Genomic DNA, 25,784 nt, shown 5'->3' with positions numbered 1-25,784 from the left:
GCGTGCAGCGTCAAGGTTCGGGCGGTTCGGGCAGTTCCGGCGGCAGTGTCGCCGTGGTCGTACGCGTGGCGGGGTTCGTCCTTCTCCTCGCGCATCTGCTGCTCGTCGCCTGGGTGACGCTCCGGCCCCGGGACGTGGCATGGGTGACCGCGCCCAATCTGACCCCGCTGGCGGGAATCCGGGGCGATCTGGCGCTCGGCCCGGTCGAGGCGTTCCGGCGGATCGGCGGCGGGCTGCTGCTCCTGGCCCCGCTCGGGGTGCTGCTTCCGATGTGCGAGGGGCGGCTCACGGTCTCGCCGTGGGCGTCGCTGACCCGGACCACGGCGGCCGGGGCGCTGGTGTCGCTGGCGATCGAGCTGTTGCAGACGGCGGTGCCGGGGCAGGTCGTGGACGTGGACTCGGTGCTCCTGAACACGGCGGGTGTCGCCTTCGCGCATCTGCTGTTCGTGCCGGCGACGCGGGCCCGGCTGCGGCGCGGTCCGCGCGGCGGACGGCGTTCCGCGGGCCGTACGCCGGGGGCCGCCGCTTCGGGTGGTGCGGGCCCGGTCTCCTCCTCGGGGAGGAGCCCCAGGGTCGCTTCTCAGGGGCCGACCCCGACGATTCCCAGGGTCGGGATCGCCCCGTAGAGGGACGCTTTGTCCGGGCGGTCGGCGGCACCATGGAGACATCGGGAAGGCCCGATGGAACACCACGGAGACCCGGAAGCACCGGGAAGCACCGGGAAGCCCCCGGAGAAGAAGGAGCCCACCATGGCCGCGATTGTCCGCCCCCGCGAAGGTCGCATGCTCGGCGGAGTGTGCGCGGCGCTGGCCCGGCGCTTCGGCATATCGGCGACGGCGATGCGCGTGATCTTCCTGGCCTCGTGTCTGCTGCCCGGCCCGCAGTTCCTGCTCTACCTGGCGCTGTGGGTGCTGCTGCCGGGCGAGAAGACCGCGAGCGCGGCCTGGTAGCCGGAGCCTGGTAGCCGGAGCCTGGTAGCCGACGGCTCGATCCGTACGCGTACGCCGAAGGGGCACCTCCCGGAAGACCGGGGGCGCCCCTTCGGTGTGCGTACGGGCAGGGCCCGGGCGGAATCAGACGCCGAGACCGCCGAGGCCGCCGACCGGGAGGCCGCCGAGCAGGCCGGTGGCCGCGCCGAGCGGGGTGGCGGCGAGGCCGCTCTGGGCGCCCTGCAGCGGCAGGTCGGTGGCCTGCTTCTGCACCTCGGCCGGGAGGTTCTGGGCCTGCTCGACGGCGCCCGGGAGGGTGTTGGCGCCCTGCTCGACACCGGTGCCGACGGCGGTCTCGCCACCGGCCAGGGCCTCGCCCGCACCCGCCGGGAGGGTGGTGACGTCCTCGCCGAGCGGCACGGTGCTGGTCACCAGGCCCAGCGCGTCGGGGCCGGCCGGCAGCGGGGCCGGGGCGGCGGAGGCCGTACCGGCGGCGACAGCGGCGAAGGCGGCACCGAGGGCGGCGACACCGAGCGTCTTGGCGGCAGACTGCTTCATCAGAAAATCTTCCTCAGGGAATCTCGGGGCGCAGGGGAATAACGCGGGGGAATTGCGGGGAATGCAGAGTGGCTACGCAAACTAGCCAGCGAACGTTCCGTCCGCAAACACCGAACGGCGGCCGGGCGTGGTGCGCCCGGCCGCCGTGTCCCGTGTCCCGAGGGCGGCGATCAGCCCGTGTGGGCGGAAGACTCGCTGGTGGTGGCGGTCTGCTGGAACAGCCATTCGGACTTCAGCTCGGCGTATCCCGGCTTGATGACGTCGTTGATCATGGCGAGTCGTTCATCGAAAGGAATGAACGCTGATTTCATCGCATTGACCGTGAACCACTGCATGTCGTCGAGCGTGTAACCGAATGCCTCGACCAGGAATTCGAATTCCCGGCTCATGCTGGTGCCGCTCATCAGCCGGTTGTCGGTGTTGACCGTGGCGCGGAAGTGCAGCTTGCGCAGCAGCCCGATGGGGTGCTCCTTGTAGGAGGTCGCGGCGCCGGTCTGCAGATTGGAGGTCGGGCACATCTCCAGCGGGATGCGCTTGTCCCGGACGTAGGCGGCGAGCCGGCCCAGGGTGACCGAGCCGTCGTCGGCGACCTCGATGTCGTCGATGATCCGCACGCCGTGGCCGAGCCGGTCGGCGCCGCACCACTGGAGGGCCTGCCAGATCGACGGCAGGCCGAAGGCCTCGCCGGCGTGGATGGTGAAGTGGTTGTTCTCCCGCTTCAGGTACTCGAAGGCGTCGAGGTGGCGGGTGGGCGGGAAGCCGGCCTCGGCGCCCGCGATGTCGAAGCCGACGACGCCGGTGTCGCGGTAGCGGTTGGCGAGTTCGGCGATCTCCAGGGCGCGGGCGGCGTGCCGCATCGCGGTGAGCAGGGCGCCGACCCGGATCCGGTGCCCGTTGGCGCGGGCCCGCCGCTCGCCCTCGCGGAAGCCCTCGTTGACGGCCTCGACGACCTCTTCGAGGGTGAGCCCGCCCTCCAGGTGCTGCTCGGGGGCGTACCGCACCTCGGCGTAGACGACGCCGTCCTCGGCGAGGTCGGCGGCGCACTCGGCGGCGACCCGGAACAGGGCCTCGCGGGTCTGCATGACGGCGCAGGTGTGCGCGAACGTCTCCAGGTAGCGCGGGAGCGAGCCGGAGTCGGCGGCCTCCCGGAACCAGATGCCGAGCTTGTCCGGCTCGGTCTCCGGAAGGTTCTCGTAGCCCTGCTCACGGGCGAGTTCGATGATCGTGCCGGGGCGCAGCCCGCCGTCGAGGTGGTCGTGCAGCAGGACCTTCGGGGCGCGGCGGATCTGGTCCGCGGAGGGGGTGCTGGGGATCTGGCTCGTCATTGCCGCACTCTAGCCCCTACGCGCGTAGAGCGCGCCCTCGGCGCCGGATCCGATCGCCGGAATTTCCGGTGCGGGCAGCCCGCCCGTCGGCTTAGCCTGCCCGTATGAGCACCCCATCGGACGCGCCCGCCGCCGACCTCGCCGAACTGCGCCGGATCCAGGGCTTCCTGTCGGAGTTCACCCGGCGGCAGGCGGAGCGGACGGTCGGCTTCCCGGGCGGTTTCGCCGCGCTCGACGACACCTACGCACTGTCCCACGGCAACAACCACGTCCTGGTGGACGGCACGCCCGCCCCCGAGACCCTGCCCGCCGTGGTCGACGAGCTCATGTCCCATCTGGCGCACCGCACCGTCTACATCCCGGACGCGGCGGTCGCCGAGGCCTGCGCCGGACCGCTCGGCGCGGCCGGCTACACCCGTGCCACGGTCCTCCTCATGCTCCACACCGGCCCGGTCCCGGAGCTCGGCGGCGCGCGCGAGGTGGAGCTGCCGGCCCTGCGCGGCCCGGTGGCCGAGAGCTGGCGGCGCTTCCTGCCGGAGGCCGGGGAGGACGTGGTGCACGCCCTGGTCGAGCGCCGTACGGCCCGGCTGCGCGGCGCCGACGACGTGCGTTTCCTCGCCTCCCACGACGAGTTCGGCGAGGTCGCCTCCTGGGCCGACCTCTACATCGACCCGGCCACCCGCGTGGCCCAGATCGAGGACCTGGTCACCGCCGGTACGCACCTCGGCCAGGGCCACGCCGGAGTCGTCCTGGACACCGCCCTGCGCCTCGCCGCCGACGCCGGCTGCACCACGGTCTTCCTCACCGCCCTGACCGACGACTGGCCGCGCCACTGGTACGAGCGGCGCGGGTTCGTTGCGGTGGGCGAGGTGCACTGCTTCGAACGCGCGTAGCAAGGCCCGTACGCACGGCGGGCGTTCGGCGAGCGGACGATACGTAACAGAGATCGCGCGTACCACTGTCGTACACCTCGGCTTCTGAGACTGTTCTGCCATGGCGCACAACGCACTTGTGGGACCGGCCACCTCCCGGACACCCCGGCTCGGCCGTCCCGTCGCGGCGACGACGGCGGTCACCGAGGCGGGCGGGGTGGTGCTGCTGCTCCCGGACGGCGAGACCGTGTCCGGGCGGCGGGCCTCGGTACGGGCGCACGCGGCGGCGCTGCCGCTCGGGCGGCGGCTCGCGCGGGCGGGGCGGGCGGACGGTCTGGTGGCGCACGTGGTGCGCTATCGGGGCCGCGGCTGGAACGGCCCGGACGCGCAGCTCGCGGCGGACGCCCGGTGGGCGGTCGCGGAGGCGGTACGGCGCTACGGCGACGTCCCGGTCTGCCTGGTCGGGCGCGGGATGGGCGCGCGGGCGGCGCTGCACGCGGGCGGGCACCCGGCGGTGACGGCGGTCCTGGCGCTCGCGCCGTGGCTCCCGGAGGAGGACCGCGCGGCCGAGCCGGAGCCGGTGCGCCACCTGGTGGGACGCCGGGTGCTCCTCGTACACGGCACCAACGACGCCCGTACGGATCCCGAGTTGTCCTACCGCTTCGCCGAGCGCGCCAAGAAGTCCAACCGCGACACCTGCCGCTTCGAGGTCCACGCGGACGGCCACGCGCTGCGCCAGTACCAGGCCGAAGTCCAGGCCCTGGCCGCGGACTTCGTCCTGTCGGCCCTCTTCGCCCATCCCCAGAGCCGCCCGCTCGCGGACGCGATGGCGGCGCCGCCGCCGCTGGGCCTGCGGATGCCGCTGGCGGCGGGCTTCGGCACGGGGCGGTCACTCCGGTAGCAGGCTGCCCCGTTTGCTCAGCAGGAACTTCTTGAAGGCGGCCACCGGTGGGGTGTCGGGGTGGCCGTCCAGCCAGGCGACGCCGATCTCGCGGGCCGCGCGGGGAGAGGTGACGCCGAGCTCGACGACGCCCGGGCGGGCGACGGCCGGCGGCGGCAGCAGGGCCACGCCGAGGCCCGCCGCGACCAGGCCGCGCAGGGTCTCCGCCTCCTCGCCCTCGAAGGCGACGCGTGGGGTGAAGCCGGCCTGGGCGCAGAGGTCGTCGGTGATGCGGCGGAGGCCGTAGCCGGGTTCGAGGGTCACGAAGGTCTCGTCGGCGGCCTCGGCGAGCCGGATGCGCTTGCGGCTCGCGAGCCGGTGGTCGTCGGGGACGACGAGCCGCAGCCGCTGTTCGTCGAGCCGGCGGGCGACCAGGTCGGGGGCGTCGGGCACCGGTGAGGTGAGGCAGAGGTCGAGGTCGCCGGCCCGGAGGCGTTCGATCATCGCCTCGCCGTAGTTCTGCACCAGGGTGAAGCGGACCTTGGGGTGGTCGACCCGGAAGGCCCGGATGAGGCCGGGCACGGTCTCCGAGCCCATGGTGTGCAGAAAGCCGAAGGCGACCCGGCCGGCGGTGGGGTCGGCATCCTCCCGTACGGTGTCGGCGGCCCGCTCGACCTCGGCGAGCGCGCGGTCGGCGGCGGTGAGGAAGCGGCGGCCGGCCGGGGTGAGCGAGACCGTGCGCCCGCGGCGGGCGAACAGCGCGACGCCGAGGTCCTCTTCGAGCCGGACCATGGCCCGCGACAGCGTCGACTGCGGCACGCCCATCTCGGCCGCGGCCCTGGTCACGTGCTCGTGCCGGGCGACGGCGGCGAAGTACGCGAGCCGGGGCGCGAGCAGCAGTCCCATGTCTTCTTCGTTACTGTTCGATGACAGCCGATGCTGTGACCTGTACTCATGCGCCATGGGAACGATTACAGCAGTTCCGTGCATTGGACGCATGAACCGGGGAGTTCTACGTTCGAGGCATGCCTTCCGCCAGTACCAAGGCGGCCGCCACCCGCGCGGTCGCCGACGCAAGCCTTGCCTCAGCCGCCTCCACCGAAGACACCCGCCTCTCCCCCGGCCGGCCCGGCTACCGCCGGATGAGCCTCGCGCTGTTCGCCGCCGGAGTGGCCACCTTCGCCCTCCTGTACTCCACCCAGGCCCTGCTCCCCGCGGTCTCGGCGGCCTTCGGCGCCACCGCGTCGGCGGCCTCCTGGACGGTCTCCGCCGCGACCGGCGCGCTCGCCCTGTGCGTGCTCCCGCTCAGCGCGCTGTCCGAGCGCTACGGCCGCCGCTCGATGATGACCGCCTCCCTCGCGGTCGCCGTCGCCGTCGGGCTGCTCGTCCCGCTCGCGCCGAACCTGGAGACCCTGATCGCGCTGCGCGCCGTACAGGGCGCCGCGCTGGCCGGCGTACCGGCCTCGGCGATGGCCTTCCTGGCCGAGGAGGTACGGCCGAAGGCGCTGGTCGCCGCGATCGGTCTGTTCGTGGCGGGCAACTCCATCGGCGGCATGAGCGGCCGCATCGTCACCGGCTGGGTCGCCCAGCTGTGGGGCTGGCGGGCCGGGCTGGCGGCGGTCGGTCTGATGGCGGCGGTGTGCGCGCTCGCCTTCCGGGCGCTGCTGCCGAAGGCCCGGCACTTCTCGCCCGGCACGCTGAACCCCAAGGCGCTGGCGAAGACCGTGCGCGGGCACCTCGCGGACCCGCTGCTCGTACGTCTGTACGCGATCGGCGCGCTGTTCATGACGGTGTTCGGCGCGGTCTACACCGTGATCGGCTACCGGCTCGTCGAGGCGCCGTTCTCGCTCCCGCAGGGTGTGGTCGGCTCGATCTTCCTGGTCTACCTGGTCGGTACGGTCTCCTCGGCGGCGGCGGGCAAGCTGGTCGGCCGGCTCGGCCGGCGCGGGGCGCTGTACCTCGCCGTGTCGACGACGGCGGCCGGTCTGCTGCTCTCCCTCGCCGACGCGCTGCCGCCCGTCCTGGCGGGTCTGGTCCTCATCACGGCGGGCTTCTTCGCCGGGCACGCGGTCGCCTCGTCCTCGGTGAGCCGGACCGCGAAGACGGGCCGCGCGCAGGCCTCGGCGCTCTACCAGTCCGCGTACTACCTGGGCAGCAGCGTGGGCGGCACGCTCGGCGCGGTCGCCTTCCACGCGGGCGGCTGGGCCGGCACGGTCGTGATCGGTCTGGTGGCGGTGCTCGGCGTCGTGTCGATCACGCTGTACGGGACGCACAGCGCGCGCGTCGCGGCGCGGCAGCCGCGGGTGGCCCGGGCCTGACGCCCAGCGGCCTGACGCTCCGCAGTCGCGCTTGGTCGCACCGCAACCGTCGGCCCCTCTCGGTCGTCTTAACCGACAGGACTCTAGGGGGAGTTGACGATCATGAAGGCGATGGGAAGCACGGGGCGGAGGAGAGCCGGCATCGGCCTCGCGGTGACGTCCCTGGTGGTGCCGATGACGGTGGCCCTCGGCGCCGCCCCGGCGCAGGCCGCGTCGTACTGCAACACGACGACCGGCCCGTACCAGAAGCAGGTGGAGAAGTTCCTCGGCCGGACGGTCGACGGGCGCCAGTCGCTCGCCGACTGCCGGGCGATCCAGGCCTTCCAGGCCAAGCACGGGATCACCCCGACCGCCGGGTACGCCGGGGTGATCACCTGGCGCACCATGTCGACGATGCTCGCGCAGAAGGCGGCCGGGACCAACCCCAACAAGGACCGCAAGTGTCCGACGAACAAGGGCCGGATCGCCTGCGTCGACCTGACCCGCCAGCTCAGCTGGATCCAGGACGGCTCGCGCCTGAAGTACGGCCCGGTGCCGGTGCGCACCGGCAAGGACGGCACGGAGACCCGTACCGGCGCCAAGAAGATCTACTGGCGCAACATCAACCACTGGTCGACGCTCTACCACGTCTCGATGCCGTACTCGCAGTTCTTCGACGGCGGGCAGGCCTTCCACTCGACCACCAAGTCCATGTGGAACCCGCCGGGTTCGGGCGGCTGCGTCAACATGCGGTCCGCCGACGCGAAGGCGTACTGGAACCTGCTCAGGAACGGTGACGACGTGTTCGTGTACGGGCGGAAGCCCGGCACCTGACCGGAACCGGTCGCCGCTGTCAGTGGGCTGCGATACGTTCCCCTCATCGGCGTCGAACGGGCGCCGGTGAGGGGCGAGCGGGGTGGACGCGATGGCCATGACGACCGGCGACCTGAAGTCGGACGACCTGGAGAAGTACCGCACGGAGCTGACCGGTTACTGCTACCGGATGCTCGGTTCCGCCTTCGAGGCGGAGGACGCGGTGCAGGACACCATGGTGCGCGCCTGGCGTTCGCTCGACTCCTTCGAGGGGCGCTCCTCGCTGCGGTCCTGGCTGTACCGGATCGCGACCAATGTGTGCCTGGACTCGCTGAACGCGGGGAACCGGCGGGCCCGGCCGATGGATCTGACGGACCCGACGCCGGTCGCGCAGGCCCGGCTCAACGAGCGGCCCGAGATCACCTGGCTGGAGCCGGTGCCGGACGGGCGGGTGCTGCCGTCGGTGGCGGACCCCGCGGAGACGGCGGTCTCGCGCGAGACGGTGCGGCTCGCCTTCGTGGCCGCGCTGCAGCACCTGCCGCCGAAGCAGCGGGCGGTGCTCATCCTGCGCGAGGTGCTCGCGTGGAAGGCGGCCGAGGTCGCCGAGCTGCTCGGGCTGACGGTCGCCTCCGTCAACAGCGCGCTGCAGCGGGCCCGGGCCACGATCGCCGAGCACGCCCCGGCCACCTCGGACGCGGCGGACCCGCTGGACGAGGAGCAGAAGGCGCTGCTCGAGCGCTATGTGGCGGCCTTCGAGGGGTACGACATGCAGGCGCTCACCGCGCTCCTCCACGAGGACGCGACGATGTCCATGCCGCCGTACGACCTGTGGCTGCGGGGCCACGAGGACATCGTGGGCTGGATGCTCGGCGTCGGTGAGGTGTGCCGCGGCTCGAAGCTGGTCCCGACCGTGGCGAACGGCCAGCCGGCCTTCGCGCACTACCACCCGGACCCGGAGGGCGGCTTCGCGCCGTGGGCGCTGATCGTGCTCCAGCTGAACGACGGGAAGATCGGCGGGATGGACTTCTTCCTGGACACCAAGCGCTGGTTCCCGCTGTTCGACCTGCCGGAGCGGCTGCCCGCCTGACGCTTCCGGGGCTCACAACAGGTCCCCGAGCCCGACGAGCCCCAGCACATCCCTCAGCTCGGGCCCGGCCCCCCGGAACTCCAGCCGGTGCCCGCACCGCCGCGCGGTCAGCCGCAGCCGGGCGAGGGCATCTACGGCGCCGAGCCCGACGCGGCCGAGCCCGCCGATGTCGCATATGACAAGGCTCGGCTCCGCCGCTTCGAGCAGCGCGCAGAGGCGCCCGACGTCGTCCGGGGCGGGCCGCCCGGTGAGCCGTACTTCGATGGTCGGAGAGGTCGGAGAGGTGTCCACACCAGGGAGACCGCGTGCGGGCCCGGAACTCATCGATGGGGCGAGGTGGGGCCTGGGAGGGGTTCAGCCGAACGGGAACACGCTGGTGTCGATCGTGAGGTCGAAGGGGGCGGGGAGGTGGATCTCCTCTCCGAACCTCACTTTCTGGAGCTCCTGATAGACGTCGCTCGGCTCGCCGTAGAGCGTGACGGTCGGGCCCCCGGGTCCGAAGCGGTCGATGAGGAGGTAGAGCGGCACCTTCGCCTCCGCGTATGCAGCCGCCTTGTTCAGCCTGTCGTAGCTCGCGTTGGACAGCGACGTGACCTCGACGACCAGTTCGGCTGCGGTGAGTGGTGCAGATTCGCCGCCTTCCAACTCGGCCATGACCCGTTCCGGGATGACGACGAGGTCGGGGACATAGAGGCGGCCCCGCGCAGGATGGGCGACCCCCTGCGTCTCGTAGACACACCAGTCCTCCGGGACCACGGTGTACAGCCGGCGATGGACCTTCTCGACGATACGGTTGTGCGGCGCGCCGGGCGGTGGTGTCACGACAATGATCCCATCGATGATCTCCACCTTGCTGCCCTCGGGCCAGTCCGACTCCTCCCAGAAGCGGACGAGCTCGTCCCAGTGCGGGCCCGGAGCGGGATCGACGGGGAGTGCACTCATGGCGGTCTCCTTTTCGGTGTGACACCGATCCCAGCATGCCGAACGGGGTCGATGGACGTCCATCGACCCCGTTCACCCGAAGGTGTCACCGGCACATGCCAGAGGCGATCACGGCATCACGCGATGCGGTCGAGCACGATCGGGTTCGGGGTGAACTTCGCGCCCGGCTCCGCGATGTCCCAGGCGTCCGTGAGGGACTTCAGGGCGTAGTCGAACTTCTCCGGGGTGTCCGTGTGGAGGGTCAGCAGGGGCTGGCCCGCGGTGACGGTGTCGCCCGGCTTGGCGTGGAGTTCGACGCCGGCGCCGGCCTGGACCGGGTCCTCCTTGCGGGCGCGGCCGGCGCCGAGGCGCCAGGCGGCGATGCCGATGTCGTAGGCGTCGAGGCGGGTCAGGACGCCGGTGGAGGGGGCGGTGACGACGTGCTGCTCGCGGGCGACCGGGAGGGTGGCGTCCGGGTCGCCGCCCTGGGCGGCGATCATGCGGCGCCAGACGTCCATCGCGGAGCCGTCGGCGAGGGCCTTCGCCGGGTCGGCGTCCTTGACGCCGGCCGCGTCGAGCATCTCGCGGGCGAGCGCGATGGTGAGCTCGACGACGTCGGCCGGGCCGCCGCCGGCGAGGACCTCGACGGACTCGCGGACCTCAAGGGCGTTGCCGGCGGTGAGGCCGAGCGGGGTGGACATGTCGGTGAGCAGCGCGACCGTCTTGACGCCGCTGTCGGTGCCGAGCGCGACCATGGTGGAGGCCAGCTCGCGCGCGTCGTCGATGTTCTTCATGAAGGCGCCGGTGCCGACCTTGACGTCGAGGACCAGCGAGCCGGTGCCCTCGGCGATCTTCTTCGACATGATGGACGACGCGATCAGCGGGATCGCCTCGACCGTTCCGGTGACGTCACGCAGGGCGTAGAGCTTCTTGTCGGCCGGGGCCAGGCCGTCACCGGCCGCGCAGATCACCGCGCCGGTGGTGTCGAGGACGTGCAGCATCTCCTCGTTGGAAAGCAGCGCGCGCCAGCCGGGGATGGACTCCAGCTTGTCGAGGGTGCCGCCGGTGTGGCCGAGGCCGCGGCCGGAGAGCTGCGGGACGGCCGCGCCGCACGCGGCGACCAGCGGGGCGAGCGGCAGGGTGATCTTGTCGCCGACGCCGCCGGTGGAGTGCTTGTCGGCGGTCGGGCGGGACAGCGAGTCGAAGTTCATGCGCTCGCCGGACGCGATCATCGCCGCCGTCCAGCGGGCGATCTCCTCGCGGTCCATGCCGTTGAGCAGGATCGCCATGGCGAGCGCGGACATCTGCTCGTCGGCGACCTCCCCGCGGGTGTAGGCGTCGATGACCCAGTCGATCTGCTCGGGGCTCAGCTCGCCCTTGTCCCGCTTCGTGCGGATGACGGAGATGACGTCCATGTGATGGTGCCTCTTTCTACGCGCATAGAGGGGGAAAGGAGGAGCGGCCCTTCCCATCGTGCCGGAAGGGCCGCTCCGAGGTATTACTTCGCCAGGTGGTCCGGGCCGAACGCCTGCGGGAGCATCTCCGCCAGGGTGACGAACCCGGCGGGCGTCTCCAGGACGAGTTCGGCGCCCCCGAACTCGTACAACAGCTGCCGGCACCGGCCGCACGGCACCAGCGGGCCGCCGCTGCCGTCCACGCACACGAAGTGCGTGAGCCGGCCGCCGCCGGTCGCCTGGAGCTGCGAGACGAGCCCGCACTCGGCGCACAGGCCGAGGCCGAACGAGGCGTTCTCCACGTTGCAGCCGGAGACCACCCGCCCGTCGTCGACCAGCGCCGCCGCCCCCACCGGGAAGCCGGAGTACGGGGCGTAGGCGTGGGACATCGCCTCGCGAGCGACCTTGCGAAGGAGGTCCCAGTCGGCGCCGGGCGGGGGCGTCGTCACTTGCCCTGGCCCTTCCGGTACGGCAGACCGTCGGCCTTCGGCATCCGCAGCCGCTGCGCCGACAGGGCCAGCACGAGCAGCGTGGTGATGTACGGGGCGGCGTCGACGAACTGGCTGGGGACCTCGTCGGTGAACGCGTACCAGAGGAAGAAGGCGACCGAGAAGGCGGCGGCGATGCCGGCCGACACGTACTTCTTCTTCCACAGCTGCCACAGGAAGGCGACCACGAGCAGCGCCGCGACCAGCAGCAGCAGCGCGTGCACGTTCTCGGCGCCGCCGCGCAGCTTGAGGCTGTCGGTGAAGCCGAACAGGCCGGCGCCCATGGCCATGCCGCCCGGCATCCAGTTGCCGAAGATCATCGCGGCGAGACCGATGTAACCGCGGCCGCCGGTCTGGCCCTCCTGGTAGATGCCGGTGGAGACGATCGCCAGGAACGCGCCGCCGAGGCCCGCGAGGCCGCCGGAGATCGCCACGGCGATGTACTTGTACTTGTAGACGTTGACGCCGAGGGACTCGGCCGCGACCGGGTTCTCGCCGCAGGAGCGCAGCCGCAGGCCGAAGGCCGTACGCCACAGCACCCACCAGGTGGCCGGGATCAGCAGGATGGCGACCACGGTGAGCAGCGACAGGTTGGTGACCAGACCGCCGAGCAGACCGGCGATGTCGGAGATCAGGAACCAGTGCTTCTGCTGGAGGTCCATCAGCCAGTCCGAGAGCCCCGGGATGGTGATGTCGGTGATCGGGTCGATGCGCGGGGACTGCTTGGAGGAGCCGCCCTCGGCCTCGGCGAACGTGAAGTTCGACAGGTACTGGGTGAAGCCGACCGCCAGGATGTTGATGGCGACACCGGAGACGATGTGGTTCACGTTGAACGTGACGGTGATGATCGCGTGCAGCAGACCGCCGAGCGCACCGCCGAGGATGCCGACGACGACACCCGTCCACGGGCCCCACTGGTAGCCGGCCCAGGCGCCGAACCAGGTGCCGAGGACCATCATGCCTTCGAGACCGATGTTGACGACGCCCGCCCGCTCGGACCACAAACCGCCGAGACCGGCCATGCCGATCGGCACGGCGAGCTGGAGCGCGCCGGAGACCTGGCCGACCGAGGTGAGGTCGTCGGCCCCGGAGATGACGCGGACCATCGAGAAGAGGACCAGACCGGCCGCGACGAGCAGCAGGATCCAGGGCCAGGTCAGCTTGCGGCGGCCGCCCGCCTTCTTGGGCGCGGCGCTCGGCTTGGCAACGGTGCCGGTGCTCATGCCGCCACCTCCTTGTCGGTCTTGAGGGCGCCGCCGGCGGCCAGCTGCTCGCCGACCTTCTGCTGCTGGCGGCGGAGGCCGTAACGGCGGACGAGCTCGTAGGAGACGACCACGGCGATCACGATGATGCCCTGCATGATCTGGGTGATCTCCTTCGGATAGCCCTCCACGTCGAGCGACGACGAGGCCTTCTCCAGGAAGGCGAAGAGCAGGGCCGCGAAGAAGATGCCGACCGGGTGGTTGCGGCCGAGCAGCGCGATGGTGATGGCGGTGAAGCCGACACCGACCGGGAAGTCGAGGCTGTACGTGTGGGTCTCGCCGAGCAGGGTCGGCATGCCCGACAGACCGGCGAGCGCGCCGGAGAGCAGCATCGAGGTGAGGATCATCTTCTTGGCGTCGACACCGCTGGCCTGGGCGGCGGACTCGCTGGCGCCGGTGGCGCGCAGGTCGAAGCCGAACTTGGTGCGGTTGAGGACGAACCAGTAGACGACGCCGAGCGCGAGCGCGACGAAGGTGAAGCCGTAGATGACGCCGTTGCCCTCGCCCATGTCGATGCCCGGGAACCAGCCGGACTCGGCGATCTCACCGGTGGTGAGGTTGTTGGAGCCGGCCGGCTGGACGCCGAAGTTCTTCGGCAGGATCAGCCAGGCCACCAGCGAGGTCGCGATGGCGTTGAGCATGATCGTCGAGACGACCTCGGAGACCCCGCGGGTGGTCTTCAGGATGCCGGCGATGCCGGACCAGATGGCACCGGTGAGCATCGCGGTGAGCACGATGACCAGGATGTGCAGCGGGCCGGGCAGCTCGACGGACGCGCCGATGAGGGCGGAGACCATCGCGGCGAGCCGGTACTGGCCGTCGACGCCGATGTTGAAGAGGTTCATCCGGAAGCCGATGGCGACGGCCAGGGCTGCCAGGTAGTAGATCCCGGTCTGGTTGACGATCAGGACCTGGATGTCCGAGAACCCGGCGTTGTCGATCATCAGCTGGATCGGCTCGATCGGGTCGAGGCCCGTGGCGAGCAGCACCAGCATGGTGAGCACGAACGAGGAGACCAGCGCGAGCACCGGGCCGGCGGCCCCGATGATCAGCTTGTCCTTGTCGAATTTCATCATCGGGCGTCACCGTCTTCGGACTGCTCGGTGCCTTCGAGCTGGCCGGTGGCCGCGCCGGTCATGGCGGAGCCGAGCTGCTCGGGCGTGATGGTGGCGGGGTCGGCGTCCGCGACGAGCCGGCCGCGGTACATGACCTTGAGGGTGTCGGACAGGCCGATCAGCTCGTCGAGGTCGGCGGAGATCAGCAGCACCGCCAGGCCCTCGCGGCGGGCGTCGCGGATCGCGTCCCAGATCTGCGCCTGGGCGCCGACGTCCACACCGCGGGTGGGGTGGGCGGCGATCAGGAACTTCGGGGCGTGGCTCATCTCGCGGCCGACGATCAGCTTCTGCTGGTTGCCGCCGGAGAGCGAGGCCGCGGTGACGTCGATGCCGGGGGTGCGCACGTCGTACTCGCGGACGATCCGCTCGGTGTCCTTGCGGGCGCCCTTCGGGTCGAGGATGCCGCGCTTGGAGTTGGGCGCCTCGGTGACGTGGCCGAGGATGCGGTTCTCCCAGAGCGGGGCCTCCAGGAGCAGGCCGTGGCGGTGGCGGTCCTCGGGGATGTAGCCGATGCCGCCCTCGCGGCGCTTGCGCACCGAGACCTTGGAGATGTTCTGGCCGTCGAGGGTGATGACGCCCGCGTCGGGGCTGTTCAGACCCATGAGGGCCTCGATGAGCTCGGTCTGGCCGTTGCCCTCGACGCCGGCGATGCCGAGGATCTCGCCCTTGTGGATGGTGAGCGAGATGTCGTCGAGCAGCTTGCGGCCGGTGGTGATCTCCTGCAGCGCGACGGTGCCGGACGGGTCCGGGGGCGCGGCGGTGGTCAGCGGGGCGGCCGCGGCGGCGCCGGCCTCGGTCAGGGTCAGGCCCTGGACCTGCAGCATCGGCACGTCGGTGACGGTCGACTCGCGGGTCTCCGGGGAGGGCAGCTCGGTGCCGACCATCAGCTCGGCGAGCTGCTTGGTGGTGGCGGTCTTCGGGTCGGCGGTGCCGACCGTGGTGCCGCGCCGGATGACGGTGATGTCGTCGGCGACCTTCAGGACCTCGCCCAGCTTGTGCGAGATGAAGATGACGGTCAGGCCCTCGGACTTGAGCTCGCGCAGGTTGTCGAAGAGCGCGTCGACCTCCTGCGGGACGAGGACCGCGGTCGGCTCGTCGAGGATGAGGATCTTGGCGCCGCGGTAGAGGACCTTGAGGATCTCCACGCGCTGCCGGTCGGCGACGCCGAGGTCCTCGACCAGTGCGTCGGGGCGGACGCCGAGGCCGTACGCGTCGGAGATCTCCTGGATCTTCCGGCGGGCCTTGGCACCGATGCCGTAGAGCTTCTCGCCGCCGAGGACGACGTTCTCCAGGACGGTGAGGTTGTCGGCGAGCATGAAGTGCTGGTGCACCATGCCGATGCCGCGGGCGATGGCGTCACCGGGGCTGGCGAAGGTGACCTGCTCGCCGTCGACGGCGATGGTGCCCTCGTCCGGCTTCTGCATGCCGTAGAGGATCTTCATCAGGGTCGACTTGCCGGCACCGTTCTCACCGATCAGGGCATGCACGGTGCCCTTGCGAACGGTGATCGCGATGTCCTTGTTGGCGACGACGCCGGGGAAGCGCTTGGTGATGCCGTGGAGTTCTACGGCAGGGGGGCTGGACGCGTTGATGGCGCACTCTCCTTGGCCGAAAGGAGTGGGAGCGGACGGGCAGGGCGGGGCGAAGTTATCGTGCCGCTGGGACATCTACACGCGTAGCACTGCCGAAAATTGAAAACCCGTACGGGAATGGGGCCGGGGCCCGGTTCCAGTGGGAGTCACTGGAACCGGGCCCGCGGCCTCAGGTCAGGACCTGGGTGCCGTTACGGCGCGGTCTTGACGGTGATCTTGCCGTCGACGATGTCCTTCTTCGCCTGGTCCACGGCGGCGACCATCTCGGTCATGCTCGAGTAGGTCGGGTTCGAGGTGGCGAGGCCGACGCCGTCCGTCGCGAGGCCGTAGCGGACCTCGCCGGACTGCGGCTTGCCGTCCTTGACCGACTTGATCAGGTTGTAGACGGCGCCCTGGACGTTCTTGGTGACCGAGGTGAGGATGTGGTCCTTGTAGGCGGCCAGACCCTTCTGGTTGTACTGGTCCGAGTCCACGCCGATGGCCCACTTGCCGGCCTTGGCGGTGGCCTCGATCGCGCCGGAGCCGGCGAGACCGGCGGCCGCGTAGATCACGTCGGCGCCCTTGTCGAGCTGGCCCTGCGCGGCGGCCTTGCCGAGGTCGGGCTTCGAGAAGCCGTCGAAGTTCGGCGGCTGGGTCAGGTACTGGGTGAGCACCTTCGCCTTGGGGTTGGTGGCCTTGACGCCCTGGGTGAAGCCCGCCTCGAACTTCTTGATCAGCGGAACCTCGACACCGCCGATGAAGCCGACCGTGCCGGTCTTGGACGCCTTGGCGGCGGCGACGCCGGCCAGGTAGGAGCCCTGCTCCTCGTTGAAGACGAGGTTGGCGATGTTCGGGCCGGTCTTCGACGTGTCGTCGATGAGGCCGAAGGTCGTCTTCGGGAACTGCTTGGCGACCTTCTCGATGGCCGGGGCGTAGGCGAAGCCGACACCGATGACCGGGTTGTTCCCGGCGCGGGCCAGCGCGGTCAGGCGCTGCACCTTGTCGGCGTCGCCCTCACCGGCGGACGGCTCGGCCTCGGAGCCCTTGACGCCCAGGTCGTCCTCGGCCTGCTTCAGGCCCGCGTAGGCGGCGTCGTTGAAGGACTGGTCGCCGCGGCCGCCGATGTCGTAGGCGATGGCGACCTTGGTGGCACCCGCGCTGGAGCTCGAGCTGGAGCCCGAGTCCGTCGACGACTTGCCACACGCGGTGGCGGACAGGGCGAGCGCCGCGGAGGCGATGCCCACGGTCGTGATCCTGGTGATCCGGCGCAAGAGGAGGGTCCCTTCAAGACTGACCGAAAGCGCCTCTTCCGGCGCTGGTTTCGCGGCGATCGTAACGCGCGTAGATGTCAGTTAAAGACCCGTTCATGAGTCGTTATCGGATCGACGCGAACCGGCCAGGGGGGCCACCCCCGGCGTCCGGCCCGATACCGCCCGTCATACACGCTGGTACGGGCGTTCGGGCCGGGCCCGTAAGCGACACGCCGGGGGCTGGGCCGGACGGATGAGCGGGGTCCGGCCGGCCATTAAGTCGTACTTATAGTCCGGATTTCGCCGTCGGCGGAGGTGGCCCGCGGAGGCGGCCGCGAGAGGTGCGGGTTCAGCGGCCGGGCGTGCCGTCGAGGAGGGCCGCCGCGGTGAACAGCTCGACGCCGACCTGGATGGCCCGCTCGTCCACGTCGAAGTCGCCCGCGTGCAGGTCGCGGACCCGGGTGTCGCCGGGGGTGCGCACCCCGAGCCGGGCCATGGCGCCGGGGACGTGCTCCAGGTACCAGGAGAAGTCCTCGCCGCCGAGGGACTGCTCGGTGTCCTCGACCGAGTCCGGGCCGCGCCGGGCGGTCATGGCGTCATGGACGAGCTCGGTGACGACCGGGTCGTTGACCACCGGGGGCACGCCGCGGACGTAGTCGACGGTCGACTTGGCGCGGTGCAGCGTGGCGACCTCGTCGATCGCCGCGTGCACCAGGTCGGGGGCCTCGCGCCAGGTGGGCAGGTCGAGGCAGCGGACGGTGCCGGAGAGCTCGGCGTGCTGCGGGATGACGTTGGGGGCGTGCCCGGACTCGATCCGGCCCCAGGTGACCGAGAGGCCGGAGCGGGCGTCCACCCGGCGGGCGAGCACGGCGGGCACGTCGACCGCGATCCGGGCGGCGGCGGTGACCAGGTCGGTGGTGAGGTGCGGGCGGGCGGTGTGCCCGCCGGGGCCGTCGAGGGTGACCTCAAGACGGTCGCAGGCGGAGGTGATGGGCCCGACGCGCAGCCCGATCTTCCCGGCGTCGACCTTGGGGTCGCAGTGCACGGCGATGATCCGGCCGACCCCGTCCAGGACGCCCGCCTCGACGGCGTCGGCGGCCCCGCCGGGCAGCACCTCCTCGGCGGGCTGGAAGAGCAGCCGTACGGCGGCGGGGAGGCGGCCCTGCCGGTCGAGCTCGGCGAGCACGAGCCCGGCGCCGAGGACGGTCGTGGTGTGGACGTCGTGGCCGCAGGCGTGGGCGCGATTCTGTTCGGTGGAGCGGTACGGGACGGTCTTCACGTCCGGGATGGGCAGCGCGTCCAGGTCGGCGCGGATCGCCAGCATCGGGCGTTTGCGGTCCCAGGTCCCGATGTCGCAGACGAGTCCCGTACCGCCGGGCAGGACCCGCGGGCGGAGCCCCGCGGCCTCGAGCCGGGCCTTGACGGCGGCGGTGGTACGGAACTCCTGGTTGCCGAGCTCGGGGTGCATGTGCAAGTCCCTGCGGAACGCGATCAGTTCGGTGCGCAGGGATTCGGACAGCGTTCCGGGCAGCGCTGCGGGCGCCGCTCCGGAGCCGGGCTCACGGGACTTCAACTGGTTCACCTTTTGAAGGGTAGGCCCCCGGAGAGGTCAACTGCCCGATGATCACGAAAAGTTCAGCCCCTTAGGGGAAAAGAATCTCATTCCCTGGGCATGACGGTCACCCTCTGTGGGTACGCTTAACCGAATTCGAGTCTCTCGGTGCCGGTGGCGGTGCCCGCGACGCCGGACAGGAAGCCCTGGGCGCGCGGGGAGGCGTTCGCGCGGAGCCACTCGGGGGCGATCCCGCAGACGGCGACCTTCACGCCGGTGCCGGCCAGGGCCAGTGGCAGGGTGTGCACGACCGTGGACGGAAAGCTGACGATGGTGCGGCCGATGGGGCCGCGGCGGGCGATCAGCTCCAGCGGCAGATCGGGGCGGACCACTTCGAGGCCGGTCTCCACGGCGATCCGGTGGAGCTTCTCGGCGCTCTCGCGGCGGTGCGCGAAGTAGCGGGTGGCACCGTGGGTGCGGGCCAGGACGGTGACGGCCCGCAGATACTCGTCGGGGTCGACGACCCCGGTCTCCACGAGCGAGGTGCCGACCAGGTCGGCGCCGCGGGTGAGCCGGGGCGGGCCGAAGCGGGACCGGGTCCAGGCGAAGTCGTTGACGGTGACCGTGGTGCCCGCGGGCGGTTCGACCGGCAGCGAGGTGAAGATCTCCACGGTACGGCGCGGGCCGGGCGCCAGCTTGCGGCGGGCCAGCGAGGTGACCGGCGCGAGCACCAGCTCGCGCGGCCCGCGGCTGCCGCCCCGCCGGTGCCAGCGCACCAGCCGCTCGCCGCGTGCGAGTTGGGCGGCGAACTCCATGGTGGCGGTGCCGTCGTCGACGACGGTCACCCGGCGCGGGCCGTACAGCGTGAGCAGCAGCTGCACGTACCGCGAGAACGGATCCCCCACGATCACCCGCTCCGCCGCCCGCAACGGCCCGGCAAGCTCCCGCAACGTACTGACCACCGCCCCCTTCCCCTGCCGCGCCTCCTGCCACTTCACGGTGACCCCCTCATCCCGCGCGAGCTGCGCCATCCGGCGCAGCTGCCCGCGGGACATGGGGTCGGTGGGCGACAGGACCACGATGGTGAGGCCGGCGTGGGCGAGGGAGGGGGCGGGGGTGGTGGGCGCGTCGGGGCCGTCGTCGAGGGCCTGGCCCCCGACCCCGGTCACGGCCCCGGGGGCCGGGCCCGCCGGGCCGGACGACGCCAGGCGACCGTCGGCGCCCGCCGGGCCCGGCTGGGTCCCGCTCCCCCGCCGGGCCGGCTGGCGCGGGACCGCGGACAGGCGGGGGGCCGGGCGGAGGGTGGTGGCGTGGGCCCATTCCAGGACGTTCAGGAGCTGGACCGGGCTCTCGACGAACGCCAGCCGGCTGGTCATGCGGCGACGACGCCCGGGACCCGGCGGAGCTTCTTCATCGGGCCGAGCTCCGACTCGTAGACCTTCTTGACGCCGTCGCCGAGCGCGGTCTCGATGGTGCGGATGTCGCGGACCAGGCGCTGGAGGCCCTGGGGCTCGACGGAGGCGGCCTGGTCGGAGCCCCACATGGCGCGGTCGAGGGTGATGTGGCGCTCGACGAAGGTGGCGCCGAGGGCGACCGCGGCGAGGGTGGTCTGGAGGCCGGTCTCGTGGCCGGAGTAGCCGATCGGGACGTTCGGGTACTCCTCCTGGAGCGTCTGGATGACGCGCAGGTTGAGCTCCTCGGCCTTGGCCGGGTAGGTGGAGGTGGCGTGGCAGAGCAGGATGTTGTCGCTGCCCAGGACCTCGACCGCGTGGCGGATCTGCTTCGGGGTGGACATGCCGGTGGAGAGGATCACCGTGCGGCCGGTGGCGCGCAGCTCGCGGAGCAGCTCGTCGTCGGTGAGGGAGGCGGAGGCCACCTTGTGGGCGGGGACGTCGAACTTCTCCAGGAAGGCGACGGCCTCGGTGTCCCACGGCGAGGCGAACCACTCGATGCCGCGCTTCTTGCAGTGCTCGTCGATGGCGCGGTACTCGTCCTCGCCGAACTCCACGCGGTGGCGGTAGTCGATGTAGGTCATCCGGCCCCACGGGGTGTCGCGCTCGATGTCCCACTGGTCGCGCGGGGTGCAGATCTCCGGGGTGCGCTTCTGGAACTTCACGGCGTCACAGCCCGCCTCGGCGGCCACGTCGATGAGCTTGAAGGCGTTGTCGAGGTCGCCGTTGTGGTTGATGCCGATCTCGCCGCAGACGTAGACGGACTGGCCCGGGCCGGCGGTCTTGGTGCCGAGGGTGCGCAGACGGGAGTTCATGATCGTTCCTTACCGGTTGGGCGAGTTGGGGGTGTTGAGCTCGGGTCCGAGGAGCCAGGCGGCGATCTCGCGGATGGCTCCGGAGCCGCCGGGGGTGTCGGTGACCGCGCGGGCGGCGGCCCGTACGGAGTCGTGGGCGCTGCCCACCGCGACGGGCCAGCCGACGAGGTGGAAGCAGGGCAGGTCGTTGACGTCGTTGCCGGCGTAGAGCACGCGCTGCGGGTCGATGCCCTGCTCGTCGCACCACTGCTTGAGGGCGAGGTCCTTGCGGTCCACGCCGTGCAGCACGGGGATGCGGAGCTTGCGGGCGCGGGCGGCGACGACGGGGTTCTGCTCGGTGGAGAGGATGAGCAGCGGGACGCCGGCCTTGCGCAGGGCGGCGATGCCGAGGCCGTCGCCGCGGTGCACGGAGACGAACTCGCGGCCGTCGGCGTCGATGTGGACCCGGTCGTCGGTCTGCGTGCCGTCGAAGTCGAGGACGACGGCGTCGACGTCGGCGAGGACCGGGGTGACCGGCGCGTCGAGCAGCGGCGCGAGGGCCCGGGAGCGGGCCAGGTCGTGCGGGTCGTCGATCTCCAGGACGCGGGCCGGGTCGGTGACGACGAGTTCGGTGCGGCCGAAGAAGCGGTGCCGGTGGGTGCGGAAGCCGTCGGCGGCCATCGCGTAGACCGAGCCGGTCTCCAGGTACTCGGGCTCGCGGTCCTGGCGGCGCGGCCGGTGGGCCTTGTCGTGGTTGACGCCGAGGGCGCCGCCGTCGTTCTCCCGCCAGAGGAAGCCGTGGCTGGGGGCGGCGGTGAAGGCGGTGTCGGCGGCGCCCTCGGTGATCCGGCGGGCGGTCTCGTCGACCTCGACGGCGGTCAGGAAGGGGCTGGTGCACTGGACGAGCAGGACCACGTCGGCGGTGCGGCCGTGGGTGGCCTCGAAGGCGTCCATGGCGTGCAGCACGGCGGACTCGCTGGTCGCGGTGTCGCCGGAGAGCTCGGCGGGGCGGCGCACGGCCTCGGCGCCGAAGGCGCGGGCGGTGTCCGCGATGGCCGCATCGTCGGTGGAGACCACGACGTGGGTCACCGCCGGGGCGCCGAGGCAGGCCCGGACGGCCCGGCCGACCAGCGGGATCCCGGCGACCGGGGCGAGGTTCTTGGCGGGGACGCCCTTGGAGCCGCCCCGTGCGGGGATGACGGCGAGCACGGTGGGGACGGGAGCGGGTGTGGGCATCAGAGTTCTCCCAGTCGGCGGATGACGGGGGCCACGCGCTGGACGCCGTGGCGGTAGGCGCCGCGGGCCGCCTCGCGGACGATCCGGCGCACCCCGCTCTCGCGGGGCTCGGGCGCGCTGAGGTCGAGTCGGTCGAGACGGTGGCGGGCGAGGATGCCGGGCAGATAGCCGCCGGCGGTCTCGGCCGTGTAGTACGGGGCGACCGGCGCCAGCGGCGGGCCGGAGAGGAGCCGGGCGACGCGCTCGCGGGCGGCGTCGAAGGCCTGCTCGTACGGGATCGAGCCGGGCAGTCCCTCGGCGCCGACGCCCTGCCGGGCCAGCCACCGCTCGTCGGGCTCGGGGACGGCGCCCTGGTCGAGGGCGTCGAAGGAGGTGAGCAGGCCGGAGCCGATGAAGTGGTGGTTGCCGAGCGGCTCGCGCACCCCGAGGTCGGTGAGGATCGCGGTGGGGATGCGCCGGTGCAGGGCTTCGAGGGCGGCCGTGGAGGAGACGGTGACAAGCAGGTCGGTGCGGTCCAGGACCTCGCCCATGTGCCCGTACACCAGACGGAAGTTGGGCGGGGTCGGCAGTTCGCGCACCAGCTTCTGGTACGGGAACTCCTCCAGGTGCGTGGTGTGTTCGCCGGGCCGGGAGCGGAGCTTCAGGAGCACCTCGCGGTCCGGGTGCAGCCGGGCGTGCTCGACCAGGCGGCGCAGCACGTAGGCGCGTTCGGCCTTGGTGACCGGCACCGAGGGCTGCGCGGCGAAGACCAGGGTGTCGCGGCCGGGTTCGGGCTTGTGCGGGGCGCCGCCGAGGAACGGCAGGGCGGCCTCGACGACCGACCCGGGGTCGGCGCCGACGCCCTCGTACACGGCGCGGAAACGCTCCGCGTCGTGGCGGGAGTTGGCGAGCACGACGTCCGCGCCATGGCGGAGCAGCAGCCCGTCGGCGAGCTTCTCGTAGACGACGCCGACATAGCCGGTGACGAGCACCGGGCGGCGCTCCAGGCCGAGGTCGGCGATGCCCTGGAGCACGGCGCGCACGGTGCCGCCGACGAGGGCGAGCACGACGACGTCGTACCCCTCGCCGCGCTCCGCGGCGACGCGCACCTCACGCAGGAACTCCGCGCCGGTCACCTCGCGGGGCACGGTGTCGGACACCGCGGTCTCGGCGAGCTGGCGGGTGGTGGGGGTGGCGCGGCCGCGCAGCACGAATCCCGTGGGAGCGGGGGCGTTTTCGGCGCCGCCCGCACGGCTGCTTTCGGGGCTGCCAGGGCTGATTCTGCGTGCGGTGAGCACGCCCCATTTCCACCGGGTGTCGGAGTCGGCGAGAACGGCGACGCGCACCGTTCGATCGGTACGTGATGGCACGTCCAGGACGCTAGGAGGGCTCGGGGATTCGCAGCCCAACTGGGCCACAACAAATGGTTAACAGCACCATGACGCACAGCGGGAAACGGACAGAAAGGGGAGTGCATCCGGGGTGGTTAAGGGGCTCGCCGCTTTGTGTTCACCGGGCATCCCCTTGTCGGTCAGGACGAGTGCCGGGGCGCCGCCTAGCGTCGCTTCCGTGGTCAAGCTCTCCGTCGTCGTGCCGTTCTACAACGTGCAGACATATGCCCCCGACGCCCTCAGAAGCCTGCGCGCGAACGCCCGCGAGGACTTCGAGTTCCTGCTGGTCGACGACTGTTCGACGGACGGGACCCCGGAGCTCCTGGAACGCGCGGAGCGCGAGATCCCGGGGGCGCGGCTGCTGCGGCACGCCCGCAACGAGGGCCTGGCGACCGCCCGCAACACCGGTCTGGACGCGGCCCGCGGCACGTATCTGGCGTTCCTGGACGGCGACGACTGGCTCTCCCCCGGCTTCTACGGGCGCCTTGTCGCCACCATGGAGGAGCTGGACTGCGACTTCCTGCGCACCGACCACGTCCGGGTGACCGGGCGCGGCCGGTCGGTGCGGCGGGTGCCGGTGGGCCGGCGCGGGGAGGTGCTGCGGCCGCGTGACGCGATCCTGCCCGCCGACCGGACGACCTCGGTGGACTATCCGTACGCGTGGGCCGGGATGTATCACCGGCGGCTGCTCGACCGGGGGTTGCTGCACTTCCCGCACGGCCTGCGGACGGCCGAGGACCGGCCGTGGATCTGGCGGCTGCACCGCGAGGCGGAATCCTTCGCGGTCGCCGGCGATCTCGGAATCTTCTACCGGCGCGGAGTGGCCACCTCGCTCACTCAGATCGGTGATGTACGGCAGCTCGATTTCATCCGCGCTTTCGATCAGGTGATCGACGAGACCAGGAATGATCCCGATGCGGAACGACTGCTGCCGAAAGCCGTCCGCACCTATTGCGCGGTGATTTCCCACCACATCGGGAACATGGCGAAATTCGAACCCGAGGTCGGACGGCAATTGCGGGCGATGAGTTCGGGCGCGCTGCGCAGGCTGCCGCAGGACGTCCTCGCCGAGGCCCTCACGGCGATGGGCGAGGACCGGGCCGGCCCGCTGCGCCGGCTCAAGCGCCGCCGCCCCGCCCCCGCCCCGGCCGCCCCGGCCCCGCGCCCGGCCGCTCTGGAGACGAACGCCGCATGAACCGCACCACCCCCGCACGCAGGACCACGCAGATCTTCTACGCGTCCACCCTGTACGGCGCCGCCACCCTCGCCGCCGCCCTCGACAGCGGCTGCTTCGGCCCGGCCGACCGGCGGCTGCTGCTCGTCTCCACCAACGCCGCCGTCCCGGAGACCACCACCCCGCTCGACCGCATGCCCGGCTTCGAGAAGCTGCGCGGCCGGTTCGACGAGGTCCTCGACTGGAACGCGACGATCGAGCCGCTGCACCCCGGCGGTTGGACCCCGCGCGCCGACGACCTGCCGATGCTCCAGCGGCACCTGCGGCGCCTGTGGCGGCTCGGCGACGACCGGATCGAGCTAGCGCTTGAGTCCGTGCAGGTCGCGCCCGCGCTGACCATCGCCCAACTGCTGCCGGACGCCTCGATCGACGTGTACGCGGACGGGCTGATGAGCTACGGCCCCACCCGCAACAAGATCGACCCGCTGGTCGGCGAGCGGGTCCGCCGGCTCCTCCACCTGGACCTGGTGCCGGGGCTCGAACCGCTGCTGCTCGCCGAGTTCGGGGCGGTCGCCGAGACCGTGCCGACGGAGGCCTTCACCAAGGTGGTGGAGGAGCTGTCGGGCCCCCTTGCGACCGGGCCCGCCGACGGGGAGGGCCCGGCCCTGCTCCTCGGCCAGTACCTCGCCGCGCTCTCCCTCCTCACCCCCGAGGAGGAGGGCGAACTGCACCTGAAGATGGTCCGCGGCGCGGTCGCCCGCGGCCACCGCCGGCTCGTCTTCAAGCCGCACCCGACCGCCCCCGACGCCTGGTCGCAGGCGCTGGTGCGGGAGGCGGCGGCGCTCGGCGCCGAACTGACCGTCGAGGACCGCCCGGTGCTCGCCGAGGTGCTCTACCGGGAGCTGCGGCCCGCGCTCGTGGTGGGCTGCTTCTCGACGGCGCTGTTCACGGCGAGCGCGTTCTACGGCATCGAGACCGCGAAGGTCGGCACCCGGCCGCTGCTCACCCGGCTCACGCCGTACCAGAACAGCAACCGGGTGCCGGTGGCCCTGGTGGACGCGCTGGTCCCCGACCTGGAGGAGCCGACCGGCAAGGCTCTGCCCCTGCAGGAGCTCCGGGGCCTGGTCGCGGCCGTGGGCTTCGCGATGCAGCCGAAGATCCGCCCGGACCTGCGGGAGCCGGCCGTACGCCACCTGTCCGGCCCGCTCGCGGCCGGCACCCGGCACCACTTCACCCGCCGCCGGCTCACCTCGCTCGGCCTGCCCGGCGGCCTCCCGGTCCCCCGCCATCCGCGGCTGCGCCGCCTGGCCCGCCGCGCCCTGAAGCTGAAGCGGCGGGCCCTGGGCGGGCGGTAGGTGTGGCCTAGGGCCTATCCGACCCTGATC

The 25,784-nt window shown here is 71.9% G+C and carries 25 protein-coding genes; 9 read left to right on the top strand and 16 right to left on the bottom strand.

Annotated features, from left to right (window positions below; genetic code table 11):
• The first annotated feature begins 2 nt into the window (after positions 1-2).
• On the top strand, positions 3-626 hold the full coding sequence (locus tag JAO84_RS22940; RefSeq protein ID WP_370414538.1) for a VanZ family protein: 624 nt from the start codon (positions 3-5) through the stop codon (positions 624-626).
• Positions 627-749: 123 nt separating this feature from the next.
• Positions 750-950, top strand: a complete 201-nt coding sequence (locus tag JAO84_RS22935; RefSeq protein WP_370414537.1) for a PspC domain-containing protein — start codon at positions 750-752, stop codon at positions 948-950.
• A gap of 123 nt (positions 951-1,073) precedes the next feature.
• Here the strand turns inward: JAO84_RS22935 and JAO84_RS22930 are convergent, their stop codons facing one another.
• Entirely contained in the window at positions 1,074-1,487 is a 414-nt protein-coding gene (locus JAO84_RS22930; RefSeq protein WP_265869018.1) for a hypothetical protein, read from the bottom strand.
• A 170-nt stretch (positions 1,488-1,657) separates the two neighbouring features.
• Entirely contained in the window at positions 1,658-2,812 is a 1,155-nt protein-coding gene (locus JAO84_RS22925; protein WP_370414536.1) for an adenosine deaminase, read from the bottom strand.
• Between the two features lie 104 nt (positions 2,813-2,916).
• On the opposite strand from JAO84_RS22925, the gene JAO84_RS22920 reads away from it, so the two are divergent.
• Both JAO84_RS22920 and JAO84_RS22915 read left to right on the top strand, forming a co-directional pair.
• On the top strand, positions 2,917-3,705 hold the full coding sequence (locus tag JAO84_RS22920; protein WP_370414535.1) for a GNAT family N-acetyltransferase: 789 nt from the start codon (positions 2,917-2,919) through the stop codon (positions 3,703-3,705).
• A 100-nt stretch (positions 3,706-3,805) separates the two neighbouring features.
• Positions 3,806-4,585 (top strand): alpha/beta hydrolase, encoded by a 780-nt coding sequence (locus tag JAO84_RS22915; protein ID WP_370414534.1) that lies wholly within the window; start codon positions 3,806-3,808, stop codon positions 4,583-4,585.
• Here the strand turns inward: JAO84_RS22915 and JAO84_RS22910 are convergent.
• Positions 4,574-5,527, bottom strand: a complete 954-nt coding sequence (locus JAO84_RS22910; protein WP_370414533.1) for a LysR family transcriptional regulator — start codon at positions 5,525-5,527, stop codon at positions 4,574-4,576. The genes JAO84_RS22915 and JAO84_RS22910 overlap by 12 nt on opposite strands.
• 62 nt (positions 5,528-5,589) lie before the next feature.
• Here JAO84_RS22910 and JAO84_RS22905 point away from each other — a divergent pair, with 62 nt between their 5' ends.
• The 3 genes from JAO84_RS22905 (at position 5,590) to JAO84_RS22895 (ending at position 8,761) form a co-directional block, all read left to right on the top strand.
• The gene (locus JAO84_RS22905; protein WP_370414532.1) at positions 5,590-6,882 is read left to right on the top strand and encodes an MFS transporter; all 1,293 of its coding nucleotides are present in this window, start codon (positions 5,590-5,592) and stop codon (positions 6,880-6,882) included.
• 111 nt (positions 6,883-6,993) lie between these two features.
• On the top strand, positions 6,994-7,695 hold the full coding sequence (locus tag JAO84_RS22900; protein ID WP_370414531.1) for a L,D-transpeptidase: 702 nt from the start codon (positions 6,994-6,996) through the stop codon (positions 7,693-7,695).
• A 91-nt stretch (positions 7,696-7,786) separates the two neighbouring features.
• The gene (locus JAO84_RS22895; RefSeq protein ID WP_265869028.1) at positions 7,787-8,761 is read left to right on the top strand and encodes a sigma-70 family RNA polymerase sigma factor; all 975 of its coding nucleotides are present in this window, start codon (positions 7,787-7,789) and stop codon (positions 8,759-8,761) included.
• Between the two features lie 12 nt (positions 8,762-8,773).
• On the opposite strand, the gene JAO84_RS22890 is transcribed toward JAO84_RS22895, so the two are convergent.
• The 13 genes from JAO84_RS22890 to JAO84_RS22830 form a co-directional block, all read right to left on the bottom strand.
• Positions 8,774-9,052, bottom strand: coding sequence for an STAS domain-containing protein (locus JAO84_RS22890; protein WP_370414530.1), 279 nt, complete (start codon positions 9,050-9,052; stop codon positions 8,774-8,776).
• Positions 9,053-9,115: 63 nt separating this feature from the next.
• The gene (locus JAO84_RS22885) at positions 9,116-9,703 is read right to left on the bottom strand and encodes a Uma2 family endonuclease (protein ID WP_370414529.1); all 588 of its coding nucleotides are present in this window, start codon (positions 9,701-9,703) and stop codon (positions 9,116-9,118) included.
• Positions 9,704-9,819: 116 nt separating this feature from the next.
• The gene (locus JAO84_RS22880) at positions 9,820-11,097 is read right to left on the bottom strand and encodes a thymidine phosphorylase (protein WP_370414528.1); all 1,278 of its coding nucleotides are present in this window, start codon (positions 11,095-11,097) and stop codon (positions 9,820-9,822) included.
• An 83-nt stretch (positions 11,098-11,180) separates the two neighbouring features.
• The gene (locus JAO84_RS22875; RefSeq protein WP_370414527.1) at positions 11,181-11,585 is read right to left on the bottom strand and encodes a cytidine deaminase; all 405 of its coding nucleotides are present in this window, start codon (positions 11,583-11,585) and stop codon (positions 11,181-11,183) included.
• Entirely contained in the window at positions 11,582-12,847 is a 1,266-nt protein-coding gene (locus JAO84_RS22870; protein ID WP_370414526.1) for an ABC transporter permease, read from the bottom strand. Before JAO84_RS22870 ends, JAO84_RS22875 begins: the two co-directional genes overlap by 4 nt.
• Entirely contained in the window at positions 12,844-13,962 is a 1,119-nt protein-coding gene (locus JAO84_RS22865) for an ABC transporter permease (RefSeq protein ID WP_265869037.1), read from the bottom strand. Before JAO84_RS22865 ends, JAO84_RS22870 begins: the two co-directional genes overlap by 4 nt.
• Positions 13,959-15,668 carry an ABC transporter ATP-binding protein gene (locus tag JAO84_RS22860; RefSeq protein ID WP_370414525.1) on the bottom strand — a complete coding sequence of 570 codons (1,710 nt, stop codon included), beginning with the start codon at positions 15,666-15,668 and terminating at the stop codon, positions 13,959-13,961. Before JAO84_RS22860 ends, JAO84_RS22865 begins: the two co-directional genes overlap by 4 nt.
• A 116-nt stretch (positions 15,669-15,784) precedes the next feature.
• The gene (locus tag JAO84_RS22855) at positions 15,785-16,843 is read right to left on the bottom strand and encodes a BMP family protein (protein ID WP_265869041.1); all 1,059 of its coding nucleotides are present in this window, start codon (positions 16,841-16,843) and stop codon (positions 15,785-15,787) included.
• 328 nt (positions 16,844-17,171) lie between these two features.
• Complete coding sequence (locus JAO84_RS22850) at positions 17,172-18,404, bottom strand: amidohydrolase (RefSeq protein WP_370414524.1); 1,233 nt, start codon at positions 18,402-18,404, stop codon at positions 17,172-17,174.
• Between the two features lie 116 nt (positions 18,405-18,520).
• Complete coding sequence (locus JAO84_RS22845) at positions 18,521-19,750, bottom strand: hypothetical protein (protein WP_370414523.1); 1,230 nt, start codon at positions 19,748-19,750, stop codon at positions 18,521-18,523.
• On the bottom strand, positions 19,747-20,640 hold the full coding sequence (locus JAO84_RS22840; protein WP_265869045.1) for an N-acetylneuraminate synthase family protein: 894 nt from the start codon (positions 20,638-20,640) through the stop codon (positions 19,747-19,749). The genes JAO84_RS22845 and JAO84_RS22840 overlap by 4 nt, the downstream gene beginning before the upstream one ends.
• A 9-nt stretch (positions 20,641-20,649) precedes the next feature.
• Positions 20,650-21,855, bottom strand: a complete 1,206-nt coding sequence (locus tag JAO84_RS22835; RefSeq protein WP_265869046.1) for an acylneuraminate cytidylyltransferase — start codon at positions 21,853-21,855, stop codon at positions 20,650-20,652.
• Entirely contained in the window at positions 21,855-23,204 is a 1,350-nt protein-coding gene (locus tag JAO84_RS22830) for a DUF6716 putative glycosyltransferase (protein ID WP_370414522.1), read from the bottom strand. Before JAO84_RS22830 ends, JAO84_RS22835 begins: the two co-directional genes overlap by 1 nt.
• Positions 23,205-23,403: 199 nt before the next feature.
• Here JAO84_RS22830 and JAO84_RS22825 point away from each other — a divergent pair, with 199 nt between their 5' ends.
• Both JAO84_RS22825 and JAO84_RS22820 read left to right on the top strand, forming a co-directional pair.
• Positions 23,404-24,420 (top strand): glycosyltransferase family 2 protein, encoded by a 1,017-nt coding sequence (locus JAO84_RS22825; RefSeq protein ID WP_370414521.1) that lies wholly within the window; start codon positions 23,404-23,406, stop codon positions 24,418-24,420.
• Positions 24,417-25,754: an alpha-2,8-polysialyltransferase family protein gene (locus JAO84_RS22820; RefSeq protein ID WP_370414520.1), complete on the top strand. Its 1,338-nt coding sequence runs from the start codon at positions 24,417-24,419 to the stop codon at positions 25,752-25,754. The genes JAO84_RS22825 and JAO84_RS22820 overlap by 4 nt, the downstream gene beginning before the upstream one ends.
• Positions 25,755-25,784: the final 30 nt, after the last annotated feature.

This window comes from Streptomyces fradiae (assembly GCF_041270065.1).
Lineage (GTDB): Bacteria > Actinomycetota > Actinomycetes > Streptomycetales > Streptomycetaceae > Streptomyces.
This window is presented reverse-complemented; position numbering and strand designations above follow the sequence as displayed.